The 20,859-nt window shown below is 67.4% G+C and carries 15 protein-coding genes and 1 pseudogene; 7 read left to right on the plus strand and 9 right to left on the minus strand.

Annotated features, from left to right (window positions below; genetic code table 11):
• Positions 1 to 169 precede the first annotated feature (169 nt).
• Together CA237_RS12055 and CA237_RS12060 are read right to left on the minus strand one after the other, a co-directional pair.
• Positions 170 to 1,453 carry an MFS transporter gene (locus CA237_RS12055; RefSeq protein ID WP_066689239.1) on the minus strand — a complete coding sequence of 428 codons (1,284 nt, stop codon included), beginning with the start codon at positions 1,451 to 1,453 and terminating at the stop codon, positions 170 to 172.
• A gap of 142 nt (positions 1,454 to 1,595) precedes the next feature.
• Entirely contained in the window at positions 1,596 to 2,426 is an 831-nt protein-coding gene (locus CA237_RS12060; RefSeq protein ID WP_066689237.1) for a 2-keto-4-pentenoate hydratase, read from the minus strand.
• A 118-nt stretch (positions 2,427 to 2,544) separates the two neighbouring features.
• On the opposite strand from CA237_RS12060, the gene CA237_RS12065 reads away from it, so the two are divergent.
• Complete coding sequence (locus tag CA237_RS12065; protein ID WP_066689235.1) at positions 2,545 to 3,582, plus strand: LacI family DNA-binding transcriptional regulator; 1,038 nt, start codon at positions 2,545 to 2,547, stop codon at positions 3,580 to 3,582.
• A 130-nt stretch (positions 3,583 to 3,712) separates the two neighbouring features.
• Positions 3,713 to 5,254 (plus strand): carboxylesterase family protein, encoded by a 1,542-nt coding sequence (locus tag CA237_RS12070; protein WP_066689233.1) that lies wholly within the window; start codon positions 3,713 to 3,715, stop codon positions 5,252 to 5,254.
• Between the two features lie 134 nt (positions 5,255 to 5,388).
• Here CA237_RS12070 and CA237_RS20045 read toward each other — a convergent pair whose 3' ends face one another.
• From CA237_RS20045 to CA237_RS12080, 3 genes and pseudogenes are all read right to left on the minus strand, one after another.
• A complete protein-coding gene (locus tag CA237_RS20045) occupies positions 5,389 to 5,739 on the minus strand; it encodes a cupin domain-containing protein (protein ID WP_232307894.1) in 351 nt (116 codons plus the stop codon).
• 36 nt (positions 5,740 to 5,775) lie between these two features.
• Positions 5,776 to 6,576 (minus strand): annotated as a pseudogene (locus CA237_RS20050) (ThuA domain-containing protein); the annotation flags it as partial.
• On the minus strand, positions 6,474 to 7,853 hold the full coding sequence (locus CA237_RS12080) for a pectate lyase (RefSeq protein ID WP_126014217.1): 1,380 nt from the start codon (positions 7,851 to 7,853) through the stop codon (positions 6,474 to 6,476). The gene CA237_RS12080 and the pseudogene CA237_RS20050, both read right to left, overlap by 103 nt.
• Before the next feature lie 233 nt (positions 7,854 to 8,086).
• On the opposite strand from CA237_RS12080, the gene CA237_RS12085 reads away from it, so the two are divergent.
• The 4 genes from CA237_RS12085 (at position 8,087) to CA237_RS12100 (ending at position 14,414) form a co-directional block, all read left to right on the plus strand.
• Complete coding sequence (locus tag CA237_RS12085) at positions 8,087 to 10,924, plus strand: TonB-dependent receptor (RefSeq protein ID WP_066689229.1); 2,838 nt, start codon at positions 8,087 to 8,089, stop codon at positions 10,922 to 10,924.
• Positions 10,925 to 10,947: 23 nt separating this feature from the next.
• Positions 10,948 to 12,507: a family 43 glycosylhydrolase gene (locus CA237_RS12090; protein ID WP_066689227.1), complete on the plus strand. Its 1,560-nt coding sequence runs from the start codon at positions 10,948 to 10,950 to the stop codon at positions 12,505 to 12,507.
• A 131-nt stretch (positions 12,508 to 12,638) separates the two neighbouring features.
• Positions 12,639 to 13,922 carry an MFS transporter gene (locus CA237_RS12095; protein ID WP_232307889.1) on the plus strand — a complete coding sequence of 428 codons (1,284 nt, stop codon included), beginning with the start codon at positions 12,639 to 12,641 and terminating at the stop codon, positions 13,920 to 13,922.
• Positions 13,923 to 13,925: 3 nt separating this feature from the next.
• Positions 13,926 to 14,414, plus strand: coding sequence for a MarR family transcriptional regulator (locus CA237_RS12100; RefSeq protein WP_232307888.1), 489 nt, complete (start codon positions 13,926 to 13,928; stop codon positions 14,412 to 14,414).
• Positions 14,415 to 14,478: 64 nt separating this feature from the next.
• Here the strand turns inward: CA237_RS12100 and CA237_RS12105 are convergent, their stop codons facing one another.
• Genes CA237_RS12105 through CA237_RS12115 form a run of 3 tightly spaced genes read right to left on the minus strand, consistent with a single transcriptional unit; the run spans position 14,479 to position 17,125 of the window.
• Positions 14,479 to 14,787: a 2Fe-2S iron-sulfur cluster-binding protein gene (locus CA237_RS12105; RefSeq protein ID WP_066689225.1), complete on the minus strand. Its 309-nt coding sequence runs from the start codon at positions 14,785 to 14,787 to the stop codon at positions 14,479 to 14,481.
• Entirely contained in the window at positions 14,787 to 16,025 is a 1,239-nt protein-coding gene (locus CA237_RS12110; RefSeq protein WP_066689223.1) for an FAD-dependent oxidoreductase, read from the minus strand. The genes CA237_RS12105 and CA237_RS12110 overlap by 1 nt, the downstream gene beginning before the upstream one ends.
• Positions 16,022 to 17,125 carry an aromatic ring-hydroxylating dioxygenase subunit alpha gene (locus CA237_RS12115; protein WP_084401387.1) on the minus strand — a complete coding sequence of 368 codons (1,104 nt, stop codon included), beginning with the start codon at positions 17,123 to 17,125 and terminating at the stop codon, positions 16,022 to 16,024. The genes CA237_RS12110 and CA237_RS12115 overlap by 4 nt, the downstream gene beginning before the upstream one ends.
• A gap of 113 nt (positions 17,126 to 17,238) precedes the next feature.
• Between CA237_RS12115 and CA237_RS12120 the strand changes: the two genes are divergently transcribed.
• A complete protein-coding gene (locus CA237_RS12120; RefSeq protein ID WP_066689219.1) occupies positions 17,239 to 18,189 on the plus strand; it encodes a LysR family transcriptional regulator in 951 nt (316 codons plus the stop codon).
• Positions 18,190 to 18,345: 156 nt separating this feature from the next.
• Here the strand turns inward: CA237_RS12120 and CA237_RS12125 are convergent, their stop codons facing one another.
• Positions 18,346 to 20,718, minus strand: a complete 2,373-nt coding sequence (locus tag CA237_RS12125; protein WP_126014219.1) for a TonB-dependent receptor — start codon at positions 20,716 to 20,718, stop codon at positions 18,346 to 18,348.
• Positions 20,719 to 20,859: the final 141 nt, after the last annotated feature.

Here is a 20,859-nt window from a genome sequence, read left to right on the forward strand (position 1 = left end):
ACTACGCTCGAAGCTGCTCGAACCAAACGGAGAAAACCAACCCCCACCGTTCGTCCTGAGTAGCCGCTGAGCCTGTCGAAGCGGCGTATCGAAGGACCGCCCCAAATGCTTCGATACGAGCCTTCGACTTCACTCAGTCTCTACTCAGCACGAACGGAGTGGCGGAGCCTCAAGCCCCCTCCACCCGCGCCAACCGCGGCGACAACACATGCACCAGCAGCAACGCCACGAAATACGCCGACCCGGCAACGAAGAACAACGGCGCATAGCTGCCGATGCTGTCCAGCACATAACCGGCGTACTTCGCCATCAACATGCCGCCGACCGCGCCGACCGTCCCGCCGATGCCGACGACCGACCCCACCGCCGCGCGCGGGAACAGGTCGGACGGCAGCGTGTAGAGGTTCGCCGAAAAAGCCTGATGCGCCGCGGTCGCGATCCCGATCACCAGCACCGCAACCCACAGATTGTCGATCGACTGCGCGAACAGCACCGGCAGCACCGCCACCGCGCAGACGAACATCGTCGCCTTGCGCGCGAAATTGACGGTCCGCCCGCTGGCGATCAGCCGCGACGACAGCCATCCGCCCGCAACGCTGCCCAGGTCCGACAACAGATAGATCGCGACCAGCGGCGGCCCGAAGCTGAGCAGATCGAGGTCGTAGCGGTCGCCCAGATAGCCCGGCAGCCAGAACAGGAAGAACCACCAGATCGGATCGATGCAGAATTTGCCCAGCGCATAGGCCCAGGTCTCGCGCTTCGTTACCAACCGGCGCCACGCGATCGGCTGCACCGGATCGGCCGGGTCCTGCTCGATCCATGCCAGTTCGGCCGTCGACAGCTTCCTGTGCTCACGGGGGGAACGGTAGAAGGCCAGCCACGCGACCAGCCACACCAGGCTGACGACGCCGGTCACGACGAACGCCATGCGCCACCCATAGGCGAGCGTCAGCACCGGCACCGCCAGCGGGGTGATGATCGCGCCGACATTGGCCCCGGCGTTGAACACGCCGATGGCAAAGGCGCGTTCCTTGGCCGGGAACCATTCGGTCACCGCCTTGATACCGGCGGGGAAATTGCCCGCCTCGCCGACGCCCAGACCGAAGCGCGCCATCGCGAATTGCGTCACGCTATACGCGCCGCCATGGGCGATATGCGCGACCTGCCAGATGACGAAGGCGACGGCATAGCCCATGCGCGCGCCGATCACGTCGACGATCCGCCCGAACCCGATATAGCCGATCGCATAGGCCATCTGGAAAAAGAAGATGACGTTGGCGAAATCGGTTTCGGTCCAGCCAAGGTCCTTGGACAGGGTGGGTTTCAGCACCCCGATCATCTGCCGGTCGACATAGTTGATGACCGTCGCCATGAACAACAGCGCGACGATCCCCCAGCGATAGCGGCCCGCGCGCGTCGCCGCACGTTCGATGCCGTCAGCCTGCTCCGTCATTCCACGCCTCCGCTTGCATCCTCTGCGGATCGGCCCGTCTGTCGGGGCCGATTCCGCGGTGTTGGTTAGGGGTGACGGCTCGCTGCTTCACCGTACCCCCGCGCAGGCGGGGGTCCAGAGCCACGAGATCAAGCCGTCGCGATCAGGAACCCTGGACCCCCGCCTGCGCGGGGGTACGGTCTGAATCCGCCGCACCGCCCGCCGCCACGATCCCGCACGCGACGCGCATCGCCCCGAACTCCGCCTCGAACCGCTGCCCCGGCCGGATCTGGTGCACGCCCGTCACCGCGCCCGACGACACCCAGGTCCCCGGCGTCAGCGGCACCCCGCGCGCGGCGAGGCAGTCGACCAGGAACGCCACCGCGCCGATCGGCCCGTCGAGCATCGTCCGCGCGGTCGCCGTGCCGACCACCGCGCCGTCGATCCGCGATTCCACCGGCCAGTCGAGAAAGCCCAGTTCGCGCCAGCCGGGCACTTCCGCCCCGATCAACAGCCCGTAATTATTGCCATAATCGCTGATCGTGACCAGCGGCCCGTCGGCATTGATCCCGGCATAGGGCGAACTGGCGATCTCGATCCCGACATGGACCGCATCTACCAGGTCCAGCGCCTCGTCCAGCGACAGCCCGGTCCGCCCCGGCTCCGGCGCCCGGCCGATCCGCACGCAATATTCCGCTTCGGCCGCGGCAAAGCCGTCGGCGATCACCGCCATTGCGCCCGCCTCCGTGCCGACGACCTGATCGGCGAAGATCGGCCCGGCCAGCCGGTTGGCACCCAGCGCGGTGTCCAGCGGCGCGTTGATCCGCCCGACCTTCCATCCCGCGACCGTGCGGCCGTCGATGGCGATCGCGCGGTCCTGAATGGCATAGGCCTCGGCCAGCGTCGTCGGCGCCTCCCCCGGATAGGGCGACAGGCCCACCGCCTGCCGCCGTGCCGTCACGAACGCCTGCGCGATCCGATCGCGATTACCCATGCCCCACAGCCTCTCTCAAATCCGCGATCGGCGTATAGGAAACCGGTGTCACACGCAAGGCGGCGAAATCGTCCTTCGGGACATTGGCGGATCGTTCCGGTCAAGCTATCGAAGCTGCATGAAGAAAACCGGCCAGCCGACCATCAACGACGTCGCCCGACTGGCCGGAGTCTCGAAAAAGACGGTCAGCCGGGTCATCAACCAGTCGCCGCTCCTGAATGGAGAGACGCGGGACAAGGTTCAGGCGGTCATCGCCGACCTCGGCTACATTCCCAATCCTCAGGCGCGCGCGCTGGCACTGCGCCGCAACTTCCTGATCGCGCTCATCCACGACAATCCCAATGCGCAGATGGTGTTGCGCGTGCAGCAGGGCTTGCTGGAGGTGTTGCGCGACACCGAATTCGAACTGCTCGTCCATCCGGTCGATCGGGGCGCGCCCGACATGCGCGACGAAATCCGCCGCTTCCTCGAACGGCAGCGTCCCTATGGCGTGATGCTGCTCCCGCCCATTTCCGAAAACGACGCGCTCGCGGCGCTGTGCGCGCAGATCGGCTGCCGCTATGTCCGCATGGGGTCCGCCGCGTTCGACGATCCCGCCCACATGGTCTCGTCGAACGACCGGGAGGCGGTGCGCGGCGCGATCGATCATCTGCTCGCCGCCGGCCATCGCCGCATCTGCATGATCGCCGGCCCGCACGGCTTCCGCTCCGCCTTCGAACGGCAGCAGGGGTATGAAGCGGCGATGGAGGCGGCGGGGCTCGGCGTGCAGCGCACCTGGATCGCGCAGGGCGACTATACCTTCGAATCCGGCATGCGCGCGGCCGAACGGCTGCTCGACCTGTCGCCGCGTCCGACCGCGATCTTTTCCTCGAACGACGAAATGGCCGCAGGCGCGCTGCACATCGCGCGGCAGCGCGGGCTGGACGTGCCGGAAAACCTGTCGATCGTCGGGTTCGACGATACCTCGATCGCCTCGCACCTCTGGCCGCCGCTCACCACGGTCCGCTGGCCGATCGCCACCATGGCCCGCGCCGCCGCGCTGAAGCTGATCGGCGACGATGACGACGAACCCGACGCCGACGCCCCCCCGGCGGAAGAGACGATGTTCGTCTCGACCCTGATCCGCCGCGCCTCGGTCGCCAAACCGCAGGAGTAACTTGCGGGGAAGAATGACACCGATTACCTTGCCTCGATAGCGTCGCTCCGGCGCAGGCTGGAACATCCCTCCGCAAGCGCGCCGTCAGCCGCACGCACGGAGTCAGCGCGACGTCGAAGGGAGAGGACCCATGCACCATCTACCGATCGCCCGCCGCGACCTGATCGCCGGCGCCGCCGCACTGGCGCTGGTCCGCCCCGCCCGCGCCGCACCGCGCACCGCCGACCCCGTCGTCACCGCGCCGGCCGGACGCTGGCGCGGAACCACCGAAGCTGGCGTCCACGTCTTTCGCGGCATCCGCTACGGCGTCGACCCGACCCGCTTTCGATTTCAACCCGTTACGGCGCCCGCTCCGTCCCGCGACACGCTGGCCGCGACCGATTTCGGGCCGTCCTGCCCGCAACGTGCCAACATCGACGACCAGAATGAGGATTGCCTGTTCCTCAACGTCTGGACCCCCGATGCCCGGCGCGGCGCCAATCGCCCGGTCATGGTCTATTTCCATGGCGGCGCCTACACGACCGGCACGGTGGTCGATCCGCTGGTCTACGGCCACAAACTGGCGGCGGACGGCGACGTCGTGGTGGTGACGGTCAACCACCGGCTGAACGCGCTGGGCTATCTCTATCTCGCCCGGCTCGACCCGCGCTTTCCCGACAGCGGCAATGTTGGACAACGCGATCAACTGCTCGCACTACGGTGGATACGCGACAACATCGCCACCTTCGGCGGCGATCCGTCCCGCGTCATGCTGTTCGGCCAGTCGGGCGGCGGGGCGAAGATCGCGACCCTCCTGGCGATGCCCGACGCCACCGGCCTGTTCCACGCCGCCGCGACCATGAGCGGCCAGCAGGTCACCGCCTCCGGCCCCCTCAACGCCACCCGCCGCGCCCAGGCATTCCTCGCCCGGCTCAAGGCCACCCCCGCCGAAGCCGCGACCCTGCCGATCGCCCGCCTGGTCGACGCATTGGCGGCCGAGGACCCGATCCTCGGCGGCGGGGTCTATATGGGGCCGGTGCTCGACATGCGGTCGCTTCAGCGCCATCCCTTCTGGCCCGACGCCCATCCGCTCGGCCGCCATATTCCGTTGATTCTAGGGAATACCCGCGAGGAGACCCGCGCCTTCATCGCGCCGCAGCCGGACCTCCACTGGACCAATCTGGCCGAACGCATCGCCCCGCAGCTGCGCGTCGACGCCCCGCCCGAATGGGTCGTCGCCCAGTATCGCGCGCAATTCCCGGCGATGACGCCGGAGGATATCCTCTACCGCGCGACCACCGCCGGGCGCAGCTGGCCGGGACAGGTGATCGAGGCGGAGGCCCGCGCCGCCGCCGGTTCGCCCGCCTGGGTCTACCAGCTCGATTATGCCTCGCCCGTCCGCCCCGGCGGCCGCGCTGCGCATACCGACGACATTCCGCTGGTGTTCGGCACGCTCGACGCCCCCGGTTCGATGAGCGGCACCGGCCCCGCCGCCCGCGCCCTGTCGCAGCGGATGATGGCCGCCTTCGTTTCGCTCGCCACCCATGGCAATCCCGGCCGCGACTGGCGGCACCACACCCTGCCGACCCGCGCGACGATGGTGTTCGACACCACCAGCCAGGCGGTCAACGACCCCCGCCGCTGGGAACGCGAACTCTTCGCCCGCTTCCCCTATATTCAGCCGGGAACCTAGCGTTTGATCCCCCTGCATCGAACCAGACGTCATCCCAGCGCAGGCTGGGATCTCCCGGTGATGGCACGCGGCAAGAGCCGCTTGACACCCCAGCCTTCGCTGGGGTGAGGCTTCCAATCGGATGGATCAGGCCCTTACCGCACCGGCATCGCCAGCGGATAGGCGATCGTCAGCGCCAGCGGCTTGGCCCCACGCTGCGCGATCCCGACCTCGGCCCCGGCATAGAGATAGACGGTCGTGCCCGCCGCCACCCGGCGCGTCACGCCGTCGCTGGTCACGTCGCCCTCGCCCGACAGCAGCTGATACACCTCGTCATGGTCGATGCGGTGGACGCCGATCGCGGCGCCCTTGTCCAGCGTGCGGCGGCGGAACTCCATCGTCCGGCCGGGCACGCGGTCGGTGATCCGCCAGGCGGTGCTCATGCCGATCTTTCCATGCGGCGGCGCCTCGCGCACCCGCGTCGTCGCCTCGTCGATCACGACCATGGCCGGCGCCTTGCCCCGACCGGTCGCCCAGTCGAGCGCTCCGCCGACATGGGCGAGCACCCGCGCATCGGCCCAGCTCTCCTTGCGGTGGCCAAGGCCGGAGTAGACCACCCGCCCCTGCCCGACCCGGTGTGCCCACGCCAGCGGCTTCGGGTTCACGTCGCTCGCCCCGATCGACTGCGGATCGAACGTCAGCAGCTGATCGAGATCGGTCGACAGGTCGCGAAAGCCGTACCATTCGTCGGCAATGCGGAAGCGCTCGGGCAGGCCGTCGATCGCCGGATGCCGCTCGGCCGATCGCATCACCTCCGCCTCCGGCACACCCGGCGGATGCTGCGCGAAGCGCCCGCCGATCATCCGCGCATACCAGGGCCAGCTATAGTGCGAATCGGCTGCCGCATGGATCGCGACGATCCCGCCGCCGCCTTCGACATAGCGTTGCAGCGCGTCCCGCCGCGGCCCCACGAACCATTCGCTCTCCGGGCGTTTCGGGTCGGTCGTGGTCGATACCAGCACGATCGCGGCATAGTCGAGCGGACGGTCGAACACCGCCGGATCATCGCTCGCCACCGGCTCCAGCCCTCGCGCGCGCGCCATCTGCGTCAGTGCGACGACGGCGACCGGAATCGAATCATGCACGAACCCGGTCGCGCGGTGGAACAGCAGCACGCGCTCTGCCGCCTGTCCCGGCACCGCGAACAGCAGCGCCAGCAGCGCGACGATCAGCCGCACGATCATTGCCGCATCGCCCGGTCGCGCGCCGACAGCGATTCCTGGATCGGCCCCTTCTGCCCCGGATAGCGTCCCGATTTCGGCTCCATCGTCACCAGATCCCATTCCGCCTCGACGAACGGCGCCGCAGTCGGCACCGGATGGGGATATTCGCTCACCTCGCGTTCGTCGTCGATGATCTTTCCACGCCCCTCGGCGACGAAGAACAGCACGCGGATGTCGTCGGCATCGCGGTCCCATGGCCGCGCGCCGGCATTGGCCAGCACATGCGTCTCGACATCCTGCGCCGGCAGCACCGGCAGCCCGGTCGGCCAGACCGGCGGGGTCTTCGCCTCGATCAGCTTCGCCCGCGTCACGCCATAGCGGCCGAACATCGGCAGCGGATTGCCATGCTTGTCGACCGCCACGTTATCGCGCCCGTGATAGCGCAGGTCGCCATCGCCGCCGAGCATCAGGAACGGCAGACCGGCATCGGTCGACGGCCCGGCGCGCATCACATTGCCGACCGCCGACAGCTTGCCCTCCTGATAGTCATGCCCGGCCCATTCCAGCGCCATCAGGTTGTAATGCACCGCCCGCGTGCCGGGGTCGTAGATCAGGTTATTGACCACCGCCGCCTGCACGCCGCCCTTCAGCAGCGGGCTGCGTTCGACATTATGGGCATAGATGTTGCGCCAGATCAGCACGCCGGTCGCGTTGTCGTGGATCAGCGACCCCTTGCTGTGCTCGCCCTTGGGATGGCTGGCATCGGCAAGGCCCTCCGACAGCAGGTTGTAGCTGAAGGTGATGTTATGGCTGGTCCCACGCCGCCAGTCGTCGGGTGTCGCCCCCTCGAACCGTGGACCGGAGGCGGAGAGATTCTCGTCCAGCGCCCAGCTCATCGTGCAATGGTCGACGATGACGTTGCGCGCCGACACGGTGTTCATCGCGTCGACCTCCCACCCCGACCGCTTGGGCTGTCCGTCGAGGCCCGGGCGCACGCGCAGGTGGCGGACGATCACGTCATGCGCGCGAATGTCGATCCCGCCGCGGATCAGCGTGATGCCGGGCGACGGCGCGGTCTGTCCGGCGATGGTCAGGAACGGTTCGGTGATGGTCAGCGTGGTGCGGCCGAGATCGATCACCCCGCCCACCTCGAACACGACGATGCGCGGCCCCTTGGCCTCCAGCGCAGCCTTGAGCGAACCGGGCCCATCCGCCGCCAGCGTCGTCACGCGGAGGATGCGTCCGCCACGCCCGCCGGGCGTCGCCGCCGCCCATCCCTGCGCGCCGGGAAACGCGCTAACCCCCGAAGACACCGCGACATTCTGTGCCTGAGCGACCGGCGTGGCCAAAGCGAATGGCAACAGCCCGTATAGGGCCAGGGCAATCCGTCGGTTCATATTGATTTCCTCTCCGCGCGCTTCTTGACAGCTTCGTCGTGACGGCACAATGTCGCGTTGACACCGGTTTCTCAAGCCGAAAACGGCGAAACCGGATTCTCGCGGCGAATCATACCATCGCGAGGAGGATCGACGGAGGCGCGGGCCGAACCGGGAACCGTGTCGCCGAAAGCAGATGGCCGGAGCAGGAGCAATAATGCTCCCGGTGTCATCGGGCAGGGAGAGGGATTGCCATGGAAGTTCGCACCGACCGCCGCCTCATTCGCGCGCTACTTGCCGCGACGTCGCTCATCGCCGTTGCCGGCGCAGCCCACGCACAGGACGCACCCGCCCCCGCCGAACCGGCCCAGACGGCGGACGATGCCGAGGGCGAGATCGTCGTCACCGGGTTTCGCGCGTCGCTGAATGCCGCGCTGAACGTGAAGCGTACGTCGGTCGGCGCGGTCGATGCGATCGTGGCGGAGGATATCGCCAAATTCCCCGACCAGAACCTCGCCGAATCGCTCCAGCGCATTCCTGGCATCGCGATCCAGCGCGACGGCGGCGAAGGCCGCGCGATCACCGTTCGCGGTCTCGGCGCGCAATTCACCCGCGTCCGCGTCAACGGCCTCGAAACCGTCACCACGTCGAGCGACGGCGCCTCGGCCAATCGCGACCGGTCGTTCGACTTCAACGTCTTCGCATCCGAACTGTTCAGCTCGATCGTGGTACACAAGACCGCTTCGGCCGATCTGGACGAAGGGTCGCTGGGCGCGGTGGTCGACCTGAACACCGGCAATCCGCTGGCCGGCAAGACCGGCGTGACCATCGCCGCCTCCGCCGTCGCGAACTATAACGACCTGTCGAAGACGGTCGGACCGCGCTTCGCCGGCCTGATCGGCTGGAAGTCGCCCGACGGGACGCTCGGCGCGTCGGTTTCCGCCGCCTATCAGGATACCCGCACCAAGGAGATCGGCAACAACACCGTCCGCTGGGCGCAGGCGCGCTTCGATTCGGTCGACGGCACGCGCTGCTGGACCGCGCCGAACCGGGGCGGCACCTATATCGCCAGCGCCGCGTGCGACCGTGCCGCTCTGTCCTTCCACCCGCGCATCCCGCGCTATGGTGAGGTCGAGCATAGCCGCGAGCGATTGGGTCTGACCGGCAGCGTGCAATGGTCGCCGACCGATGCGACCAAGGTGTCGATCGACGGCCTCTATTCGCGCTTCCGCGCCGACCGTCGCGAGAAATGGGGCGAGGTGCTGCTGCGCTCCAACGAGCGGCAGATCGACGTGCTCAACCCGACTCATGACGACAACAACAACATGGTGTCGGCGACGCTGAACGACGCGTGGGTGCGGACCGAGCATTTCTATCGCCAGTCGCAGACCGAATTCTACCAGATCGGCGGAACCTGGGATCAGGACGTCACCGACAAGTTCCGCTTCACCCTGCTCGGCGGCTATTCCAAGTCCGACGCCAGCGTGCCGGTCGAAACGACCCTCGTGTTCGACGACCGCGATGCCCAGGGCTATCGCTACGATTACAGCGACAAGAATTCGCCGCTGCTCGCGTTCGGCACCAGCGTCACCGATCCCGCGAATTTCCAGCTGGCCGAAATCCGCGACCGTCCCTCGGACGTGGTGAACCAGTTCAAGACCGCGCAGTTGCGCACCGAATGGGACGTGGCGGAGGGGTTCCAGGTCCGCGTCGGCGGCATGTGGCGGCGCTACGACTATGACATCACCGCCTTCACCCGCGACACGGCGGTGTGCGGCAATGGCGGGCGCGATCTGGTGCTGGGCACCATCACCTGTTCGGCCAGCACCGCGTTCGGCCCGAGTGCCGTTTATGGCTTCCAGGCGACGCCGCAGCTGTCGGAGCTGTTCACGCTGCGGGGGGCAAAGGCGCCGGCGGGCACCACGACCCAATGGCTGATCCCGAACCTCGACGCCGCGACGCAGTTCACCGGGCTGTACGACCGTCCGCTCGCGCTCGACGTCGGCAATAACCGCGGCGTCGTCGAGGAGACAAAGGGCGGCTATCTGCAATTCGATGCCAAGGGCACGGTCTTCGGCCTCGAATATGCCGCCAATGCCGGTATCCGCTATGTCCGCACCGACCAGTCGTCCTATGGTATCAACAGCGGCGTCAACGTGACGGTGAAGCGCGATTACGAGGACTGGCTGCCCTCGATGAACGTCGCGCTGTACCCGACCAGCGACATCATCGTGCGCGGCGCGATCGCCAAGGTCATCACCCGCCCGTCGCTCGGCAACCTGACGCCGGGCGGGTCGGCCGACGGCTTCAACTTCCGCGTGACCAGCGGCAATCCGTTCCTCGAACCGTTCCGCGCGACCAATTACGACCTTGCCGCCGAATGGTATTTCGCGCCGCAATCGGCCTTCTCGGTCGCGCTGTTCCGCAAGGATATTGCGAGCTTCCCGGTCGCCGTCACGCGCAGCGGCACCTTTACCGAAACCGGTCTGTCGCCCTCGGTCCTCGTCCCCTCCTCGCCCGCCGCGGTGAACCCGGCGCTACAGGGACAGGATATCTGGACCATCGCGACGACGACCAACGGCACCGGCGCGACGCTGGACGGGATCGAGATCGCGTTGCAGGCGCCGTTCCGCTTCCTGCCCGGCGTTTTGCGCAATTTCGGCGGCATCGTGAACGCGACCTTCGTCCGGTCGGAGGCCGATTATACGCAGCAGGCGCCCGCGACCGTTCCCGGCGGCGCGCTGCCGACCGTTACCCGCACCGAAACCCTCTACAATGTGTCGAAGCGACAGTTCAACGCGACGCTCTATTACGAAGACGCGAAGTTCAGCGCGCGGACCTCGGTCGCCTATCGCGGGCCCTATGTCGATGGCGGGTCGGGCACCGGCAACATCTTCGAAGGGTATGATTCGATCGCCAATGTCGATGCGTCGATCCGCTACAAGCTGACCGACTTCCTCGAACTGTCGCTGGAGGGCACGAACCTGACCGATGCCTATCGCCGCCGGATCGTCGACGTCGATGCGCGCCGCAATTACGAGAACAACCATTTCGGGCGCACGCTGCTGGTCGGCGCGCGGGTGAAGATGTGAGCACCCTCTCGCGCCGGGGGGTGATGGCGGGCGCGGCGCTGGGCGGAGCACTGTCCGCCCTGCCTGCCACCGGACTGGCGACCCCGGTCGCCGCCCCCACGCCCCGGCGCGGCTATGACAACCAGCGGATCGCCGATCTCGGCGACGGACGGTTCCTCAACCCGCTGATGGCGGGCGACCATCCCGATCCGACGATCCTGAAGGACGGTCGCGATTATTACATGACCTTCTCGACCTTCGATTCCTATCCCGGGCTGGTCATCTGGCATTCGCGCGATCTGGTGAACTGGACCCCGCGCACGGCGGCGCTCAGGACCAATATCGGGGCGGTCTGGGCGCCCGAGCTAACGAAGCACAAGGGCCGCTATTACCTCTACGTGCCCACCAAGAACCCGACGACCAGCTGGGTGATCTGGGCCGATCATATCGACGGGCCATGGTCGGAACCGATCGACCTGAAGCTGCCCGACCATATCGATCCGGGCCATGCCGTCGGAGAGGACGGGTCGCGCTGGCTGTTCCTGTCGGGCGGCGACCGCATCCGCCTGTCCGACGACGGGCTGTCGACGGTGGGCACGGTCGAGCATGTCTACGACCCGTGGCGCTATCCCGATACGTGGGATGTCGAGGGGTTCAGCCCGGAGGGACCGAAGGTCACAAGGCGCGGCGACTGGTTCTATCTCGTCACCGCCGTCGGCGGTACGGCCGGGCCGCCGACCGGCCATATGGTGATCGCCGCCCGTTCGCGATCGATCCATGGCCCGTGGGAGCATCATCCCGGCAACCCGATCGTCCGCACGACCTCCCTGCAGGAAAAATGGTGGTCGCGGGGGCACGCGACACTGGTCGAGGGACCGGACGGCAGCTGGTGGTCGGTCTATCACGGCTATGAAAATGGCTATTGGACGCTTGGGCGACAGACGTTGCTCGATCCGGTCGAATGGACGCCCGATGGCTGGTTCCGCATGACCGGCGGCGACCTGTCGCGCCCGATCGCGAAACCGCGCGGCGGACAGGCGGTGCGGCACGGCCAGCCGCTGACCGACGATTTCGGCACGCTGGCGCTCGGCACCAAATGGAATTTCTTCCGTCCGACGCCCGAGGATCGCGCGCGGGCGCGGGTGCAGGACGGCGCGCTGCTGCTCGATGCGAAGGGCAAGGCGCCATCGGACGGTGCGCCGCTGCTGCTGATCGCCGGCGACACCAGCTATCGCTTCGAATGCGATATCGAGATCGCGCCGGGCGGAACCGCCGGGCTGATCCTGTTCTACGACGACCAGCTCTATTGCGGTCTCGGCTTCGACGAACAGCGCTTCGTCACCCACCAATATGGCATCGAACGCGGGCGGCCGGCCAATCCGCTGGGCAAACGGATGCGGATGCGCGTCACCAACGACCGGCATATCGTGTCCTTCCATACCAGCGGCGACGACGGCAGGACATGGCAGCGCTTCGACCGGGGGATGGAGGTGTCGGGCTATCACCACAATGTCCGCGGCGGCTTCCTGATGCTGCGGCCGGGGCTGTACTCGGCTGGCGCCGGCACCGCCCGCTTCCGCGACTTCCGGTTCACCGCGCTGTAGGCCCAAGCGCCACCAGCCACCCCGTCACCCCGGACTTGATCCGGGGTGACGTTGGTGTTCAGGATTAAGGCAGTCTCCCACAACCCCCTTGCCGCCCGTCCGATAACCCGCCACCACCTCTCGCGAAGGGAATGGCGATGAACGACGGCGGCACGCAGCACGGCCTTTCGCGCCGGTCGATGACCATCGCCGCCTTTTCGACGGTCGTCGAATGGTACGACTTTACCCTCTATCTCTATCTGGCGACCGTGCTGTCGCGCGTCTTCTACGGCGGCGGTACGACGTCGCTGGCGGTGACGCTGGGCGGGTTCGCCGTATCCTATCTGATGCGACCGCTGGGCGCGCTGGTGTTCGGGCAGGTCGGCGACCGGTTCGGGCGGCGGCGGATGATGTTGCTGTCGATGGCGCTGATGACGCTCGCCATGCTCGGCATCGCATTGCTGCCGACGCGCGACGCGATCGGGCCGGCGGCGGGATGGCTGTTGCTCGCCTTGCGCTGCGTCATGGCCTTCTCGGTCGGCGGCGAATATACCGGGGTCGTCGCCTATCTCTACGAAGGCGCGCAGCCCGAACGGCGCGGGTTCATCACCTCCTCGGCATCGGCGGCGAGCGAGGTCGGCGGGCTGCTCGCGGTCGGCATCTCGGCGGCGGTCGTCTCGTGGCTGACCGCGGTGCAGCTGGAGACATGGGGCTGGCGCATCCCCTTCTTCATCGGCGCGGCGCTGGCCGCGACCATCGGCATCGCCCGCTCGACGCTGCAGGAATCGCCCGAGTTCGAACGCCAGCAGCGGGCAGGGTCGATCCCCGCCAACCCGATCGGCCATGCGCTGACCCATCACCGCGCGGCGATCGCGCGCGGCTTCGCCATCTCGGCGCTGGGGTCGATCACCTATTATGTCGGCATCGTCTATGTGCCCTCCTTCCTGACCAGCACCGGCGCGATGGGCGAAGGCGATGCGCTGTGGCTGGCGACCGCCGCCGCCGTGATGGTGATCGCGGTCACGCCGCTGGTCGGGCTCCTGTCCGACCATGTCGGGCGCAAGCCGGTGCTGATCGCCATCTGCATCGCCGCCGCGATCCTGCCGATGACGATGTTCGCGTGGATGGCGGGTGCCGGTTCGTCAGCGCTGATCGGCGCGCTCGTGCTGGCGGCCCTGGGCGGGGCGATGAGCGCGGTCGGCGCGGTCGCGACCGCCGAACAGCTTCCCGGCGAAGGACGGCTGAGCGGCCTCGCGCTCGGCGCCACGGCGGCCACCGCGATCTTCGGCGGGCTGACCCCGCTCGTCTCGCACTGGCTGCTGGAATCGACCGGATGGGTGATGGTGCCCGGCGCGATGATCGCGGTCGTGGCGCTGGCGGTCGCTCCGGCGCTGCTGACCCTGCGCGCAGCCCCGCACGCTCCGATCCGCGATTAGAATTTGACGCGGTTCGCGGAACATGGCTTCCCCATCGGCATGACCGAACCGCAACCCCATACCACGACGCTCGGCCGGCTGGTCGGCTATCGCCTGCGCCGCGCCTCCGCCGTCTTCGCCAGCGACTTCGCCGTGACGCTGGAGGGCACCGGTATCCGCCAGATCCCGATGGGCATCCTGGCGGTCGTCGCCGACAATCCGGGAATCAACCAGGGCACGGTCGGCCGCCTGCTGGGGATCAAGCGCGCCAATATGGTGCCGCTGATCAACGAACTGATCGAGGCGGGGCTGATCGTCCGCGAAACCGACCCGACCGACCGCCGCGCCTTCACCCTCGGCATGTCGGCGGAGGGGCAGCGCATGCTGACCGAATGCGTCGCACGGATCGAGGCGCACGAGGAGCGGCTGCTGTCGGGCTTCACCGCTGCGGAAAAGGCGACCCTGCTCGACCTGCTGGAGCGGATCGAACAGCGCGCGGTGACGACCGACTGAGCCAATTCCGTCGTCACCCCGGGCTTGACCCGGGGTGACGTTGAGGGATTGGGCATTGCCCGGCTCAGTCCTCCGGCGCAACCTCCACCCGCAGCCCGTCGAACACCGTGATCTGGCACGACAGCCGCGACCGCGCGGTGCGATGCTCCGACGCGTCGAGCAAGTCGTCCTCATCCGCCGTCATCGGTGGCAGCAGCGCCATGTCGCCAGCATCGACATAGACATGGCAGGTCGCGCACGAACAGCATCCGCCGCACACTGCCGCCAGTTCGTCGATCCCGCCGTCGCGGATCGCCTCCATCACCGACAGTCCGACCGGCCCATCGATCTCGCGCACCGCTCCGTCGCGAGTCGTCACGGTCAGCATCGGCATCACAACAACTCCTTGAGCGGCACGGCCGCATCGGCCAGCCGCTCGCGCGGCGGCGACGCGCCCTGCTCGACCAGCTTGCGCCCCTGCACATAATCGCGGGTGACGTTCACGCAATCGAGCGCGATCACCTGCCCCCGACGCATATAGACGAGCGAAAAGGCCCGCGTGGCCATGCCGCCCCGGACCACCACATCGTCATGGCCCATCGACAGCCCGACCGTCTGCAACCGCAGATCATATTGGTTCGACCAGAACCAGGGCAGCGCTGCATGGGCCGCCGCCTCGCCGGTCGCGATCAGCGTCGCGACGGTCGCCGCCTGGTCGTTGGCATTCTGCACGCTTTCGACCCGGATGCGCGCATCTTCCGCAAAGCGGTTCGCCTGCACCGCGCAATCGCCGATGGCGAAGATATCCGGCAGCGTCGTGCGGCACCACGCATCGACCTCGACGCCGTTACCGCCCACAGCGCCGGCGGCCAGCAACGGCTCGACCGCCGGCAGGATGCCGATGCCGACGATCACCATCTCGCACGCGAACGCCCCGTCATCGGCGGTCCGCACCGACAGCCCGCCCTGCGCGCCGCGTTCGATACAATCGACCGTCACCCCGGTCCGCAGGTCGACCCCCGCCGCGCGGTGTTCGGCTTCGTAAAAGGCCGACAACGGCGCGCCCGCGACCCGCGCCAGCACGCGGTCCTGCGCTTCCAGCAGCGTCACCTGCTTGCCGAACTTGGTCAGCACCGCCGCCGCTTCCAGCCCGATATAGCCGCCGCCGATGATGCAGACCCGCTGCACCTCGTCCAGCTCGGCCATGATCGCATCGACATCGGCCCGCGTCCGCACGCCATGGATGCCGGGCAGGTCGTGCCCGCTGCACGTCAGCCGCCGCGGGCTGCCGCCGGTCGCCCAGATCAACTGGCCATAGGCGAACGCCTCGCCCGCGGCCGTCTCGACCCGGTGCGCATCGGCATCGACCCGCACCACCCGCCGGCCGAGCAGCAACTCGATCGATCGCTCGGCCCAGAAGGCGAGCGGACGCAGCAGGATGCGCTCGAACGGCTTGTCCCCGGCCAGATATTCCTTCGACAAGGGCGGCCGTTCATAGGGCGGATCGACCTCTTCGCCGACGATCGCGATCGTGCCGGCAAACCCCTTTTGCCGCAGCGCAATCGCCGCCTGCGCACCGCCATGGCCGCCGCCGACGATCAGCACGTCGAACCGGCGCGGGTCCGTACTCATTCGGCCTCGACCTGTTCGCGCGCGATCGCCCGGTCGATCATCAGCCGCGACCGCACGCCACCGGCATCGATGTTCAGTTTCAGCAACTTGCGCTCAGGAAATTGGGTCAGGTTGCGCTGCTGCTGTTCGAGCATGTCGAGATCCTCGGAGAAAATCTTTCCCTGCCCTTCGCGGATCGACTCGGTCAACGCCGCATCGTCCACCGCGAACTGCCGTGCCATGCCCCAGAAATACCAGTGCGACGTCTCGGTCTCGGGCGTGATGAAGTCGACGACGATGCTCGCCGCCTTCTTGGTCACCGGCGCGTCATAGCCACCCTCCCCCTGCAAGGCGACGCCGACCTCGATCATCACATGGCTGGGCAGGCTGAACCGGCATTTCTGCCACCGGTCGACCACCGCATCCTCGGGCAGTCCCGCCCCGCGCAGCGCCATCCGCCAGAAGGGCGGCGCCGTCACCCCGTCCATCACCCGGCTGGTGACGACCTCTTCGGGCGTCACCTCGGTCTTGACCGGCGCCTCGTCGATCTCCTTCTGCCCGATGCTGCTGGCATGGACATAGGTTTCGTGGGTCAGGTCCATCAGGTTGTCGATCATCAGCCGATAATCGCACGCGATATGGAACAGCCCCCCGCCATAGGCCCAGTCGGGGCTTTCCGCCCAGGGCAACGGATGCAGCTTGTCGGCCGATGCCTGTTCGGGATCGCCCGGCCATACCCAGATGAAGCCATAGCGTTCGATCACCGGGAAGTTCTGCGCCGACGGGAACTTGCCGACCTGCTGCCCCGGCATATTGTCCGGCCGTCCTTTGCAGTTGAGCGCCAGCCCGTGATAGCCGCACACGATCGTATCGCCGCGCACGAAGCCGAGCGACAGCGGCGCACCGCGATGCGGGCAGAAATCCTCGAGCGCGACCACGCCGCCGCTCGCCGGACGGAAGAACACCATCCGCCGTCCGGTGATCTGGCGCGCGAGCGGCTTGTCGGTGATCTCGGCGGCGGTCGCGGCGACATACCATGCGTTGACCGGCCAGGTTGTGCGCGGTGCCTGCGGTGCAGCGGCACGCGGCTTGGGCGGGGCTACGAGCGTATCGATGGTCATGTCCTGCTCCTGTCCGGCCGTTCGCGACGGCTCTCGGTTCATGACATGATGCTATCAGTCGGCCCCGCCATAAGCATCGCATATCCCGCTTATACCTAGTATAACTGGTTCACATGCCGCCACTCGACCTGAACCTGCTCCGCGTCCTCGATGCGCTATTCTCGCAAGGCAGCGTCTCCGGCGCCGCCCGCACGCTCGGCCTGACCCAGCCGGGCGTCAGCATTGCGCTGCGCCGCCTGCGCGACCATTTCGGCGACGACCTGTTCGTGCGGCAGGGCGGCGCGATGGTGCCGACCGCGCTGGCGGAGGAATTGCGCGAACCCGTGCTGCGCACGCTCGCGACGATCCAGTCCGAAATCCTACCCGCCGGCCGGTTCGATCCCGCCCGCTCCGACCGCAGCTTCACCATCAGCCTGTCGGATCTGGGCGACCTCGTCTTCCTCCCCGACCTGATGGCGCGGTTGCGGGAGCGGGCGCCGGGGGTGACGGTGCATTCCGTCGCGGCCGATCCCGCCCAGCTGATCGACGGCATGGCGCGCGGCACGGTCGACCTCGCCATCGGTCACCTGACCGACGCCAATTCCGCCAGCCTGTTCGAACAGACGCTGTTCGTGCAGCATTTCGTCTGCCTGGTACGCGGCGACCATCCGACGATCGGCGACACGCTCACCCTCGACCAGTTCCTGGCACTGGACCATATCGTCGTGTCGCAGGAGGGGCGCAGTCAGGAACGCTTCGAACGACAGGTGCGCGAACTGGGCCTCAACCGCCGCATCGCGCTACATTCGCCGCATTTCATGAGCGTGCCGCTGCTGGTCGCCGGGTCGGACATGATCACCGTCGTCCCGCAGGCGGTCGGGCGCATCTATGCCCGGCTGCTGGGCCTGAAACTGTTGCCGCTGCCCTTCACCGTGCCCGGCGTCGAGCTGCGCCAGTTCTGGCACCGGCGCTCGCACACCGACCCGGCGGTGTCGTGGTTGCGCAAGCTGGTCGCCGAATGCTTCATCGGCCGCGATCCGACCCAGGCGCGGGATTCGGTCTTCTGGTCCGATTACAGCGAGTGAGCAGGCGTGCCGTACCCCCGCGCAGGCGGGGGTCCAGAGCCACATGAACGACGGTTCGTGCGTGGTACCCTGGACCCCCGCCTGCGCGGGGGTACGGTGAAGGTGCCAGATGGGAGGAACGACCGGAGCGGCTACGCACCGCCCCGGCCTTCCGCCTCACCGCAAATTCATGCCCAGCCGCACGCCATAGGTGCGCGGCGGATCGTAATTGGCGGTGGTCGAACTCCACACGGTCACCAGCGTGTTGGGCACGCGGCTGTCCTCGACATTGTTGACGAAGGCGGTGATCGAATAGCGGTCGTCCGCATCCTCGAACCGTAAATTCAGGTCGGTCTTGGTGTACGCATCGCGCCGGCTCTGCGCATAATTCTGCACGTCGCTATAGGTCGGCGACTGGGCATAGAAATCGACGCTCGGGATCACCCGCCCGCCGCTCGACAGGTCGAAGGTGTGGGCATAGCTGAACCGCCCGCTCCACTTCGGTGCGTTGGCCAGCCGGTTGCCCGACGCATCGAGGATCAGGTTGGCCGGCAGCGGCCGGAACCCGAACGCCGGGGCGAAGGCGTTGTAATTGCCGCTCGCCGAATTGAGATTGTCCGACGCCGTAGGGAAGGATTTGATCCGCGCGTCGAGGTAGGAGACATAGCCGCCGATCCGGTCACGCGGGGTCGGGCGCAAGCTCGCCTCCAGCTCGATCCCGCGCAACCGCGCCGTCGCGGCATTGGTGGTGACGGCCGATACCTGGTTGGTCAGCGGGTTCAGCACGATGCTGGACACCTGCAGGTCCTTATACTCCATGTTGAAGCCGGTGGCGCTCAGATACAGCTTGCCGTCCATCAATGTGGTGCGGACGCCCGCTTCGTAGTTGGTCACCGTTTCCGGACGGTACTGGCGGAACTGCGGCGCATTGCCGCTCGCCTCCAGCCCGCCGCCACGGAAGCCGGTGCTGACCGTCGCATAGACGAGCGTGGTCGGGCTGACCTCGTAATTGGCGCCGACCTTCCAGCTGATATTGTCGAACTTCGCCTCGGGCCGGTTGGTATCGTTCGACAGCGCAAAGACGAACGGGATGCCGGGGCAGGTCGTGGGCGTAATGTTCTGCCGGTCGATCGTGTCGCCGGGGCACACCAGCTCGATGTTGCGTGCGTTCACCTGTTCCCAGGTCGAACGGATGCCGCCGATCAGCTTGAGGCCCGGCAGGATTTCCAGCGTCCCCTGCCCGAACACCGCCTGCGACTTGGTGCCCTGCCCGCGATAGCTGGTGACGACATCGACGCCGCTGATCGTCGAGATGCCGGTGCCGGTCCCCGCGATCTTCGCGCCGATCAGGTTGTAGACGGTGTTGAACGGCGCGGGCGCGGTGTCGCCAGCATGCAGCAGCCGCGTGCCCGACGGCTGGCGATCCTGATACAGGAACCCGCCGAGCACGAGGTTCAATATGCCGCGGTCGTAATTGACGTTGACCTCATGCGACCAGCTTTCGGTGCGTCGATCGATCGATTCCTGCGAAAACACGCCGGTCGCGGCATCGATGCCGTCGTTCTTCAGCAGCGTATAGCCCGCCAGATAGGTCAGTGAGAGCCCGTCGGCGACCTGCCACCCCAGCCGCGAGCGGGCGGAATAATATTCGAGGTCCATGCGGTTGTCGCGCACCGCCGCCTGTCCGACGTTCAGCGCGTCGGTCTCGATCACCTGCCGCGGCCCGAAGGTGCCAGCGGCCAGATTGCCCTGCGGATAAGTGTTGATGCTGGTCAGGTAGCTCGCCGGAACCGTCCCCTCGTTGCGGCCATAGTTCAGCGACAGCCGCCACGTCACCGGCCCGACGTCGAGCAGCGAGGTGACGCGCAGCCCCGACTGGTCGGTCTTGCCATAGCCGTGCCTTGCGCCGAAATTATCGTCCACCCCGTCATCGACCTGGCGATAGGCGGCAAAGCGCAGCCGCCACGCATCGCTGACCGGCAGATCGACGGCGGCGCGCGCGCGGACTTCGTTGAAGCGGCCGATTTGCAGGTCGGCGGTGACGCCGCGCGTCCTGCGCGGGTCGGCGGTGTTGATGTTGACGACGCCGGCGGTCGCGTTGCGGCCATAGACGGTGCCCTGCGGCCCGCGCAGCACCTCCACCGCGCCCAGGTCATAGAGGCCGAACGACAGCGCCTGTGCCGAGGGTTCGTAGATGCCGTCGATCTGCGTCGCGACCGTCGAATAGCCGCTGAAGCTGTTGTTGCTGCCGATGCCGCGCACCGCGAAGCCATTGGCGCTCAGTTGCAAATTCGGCACGGTGGTCGCCAGCGCGGAGGCCGAATCGACGCCCTGCCGGGTCAGCGAATCCTGCGACACCACGCTGATCGCGATCGGCGCGCGCGACAGGCGTTCGGACGTCTTCTGCCCCGTCACGATGATCTCGCCCACCGCGCTGTCGTCGCTGGCGGCGGTCGCGGTGACCGGGTCGCTCGGCGGCGCGGCATCCTGTGCCCAGGCACCTGCCGGCAACAAGGCGGTTCCCGCCAGCAGCAACGTCCACTTACGCATGATGATCCTCCCATGTCCGTCGTCTTTCGGACGCGAACGGGGATCGGGACCGTCGCGAAACGCGAACGGCCGGCGGTGATCCGCCTGTTCCTCTCCTGCGTTGGCATCCTCCAACTGCAATAGTTCATAACAATATCTAAA

Origin of the sequence: Sphingomonas sp. ABOLH (assembly GCF_003951715.1) — a bacterium.
Lineage (GTDB): Bacteria > Pseudomonadota > Alphaproteobacteria > Sphingomonadales > Sphingomonadaceae > Sphingomonas > Sphingomonas hankookensis_A.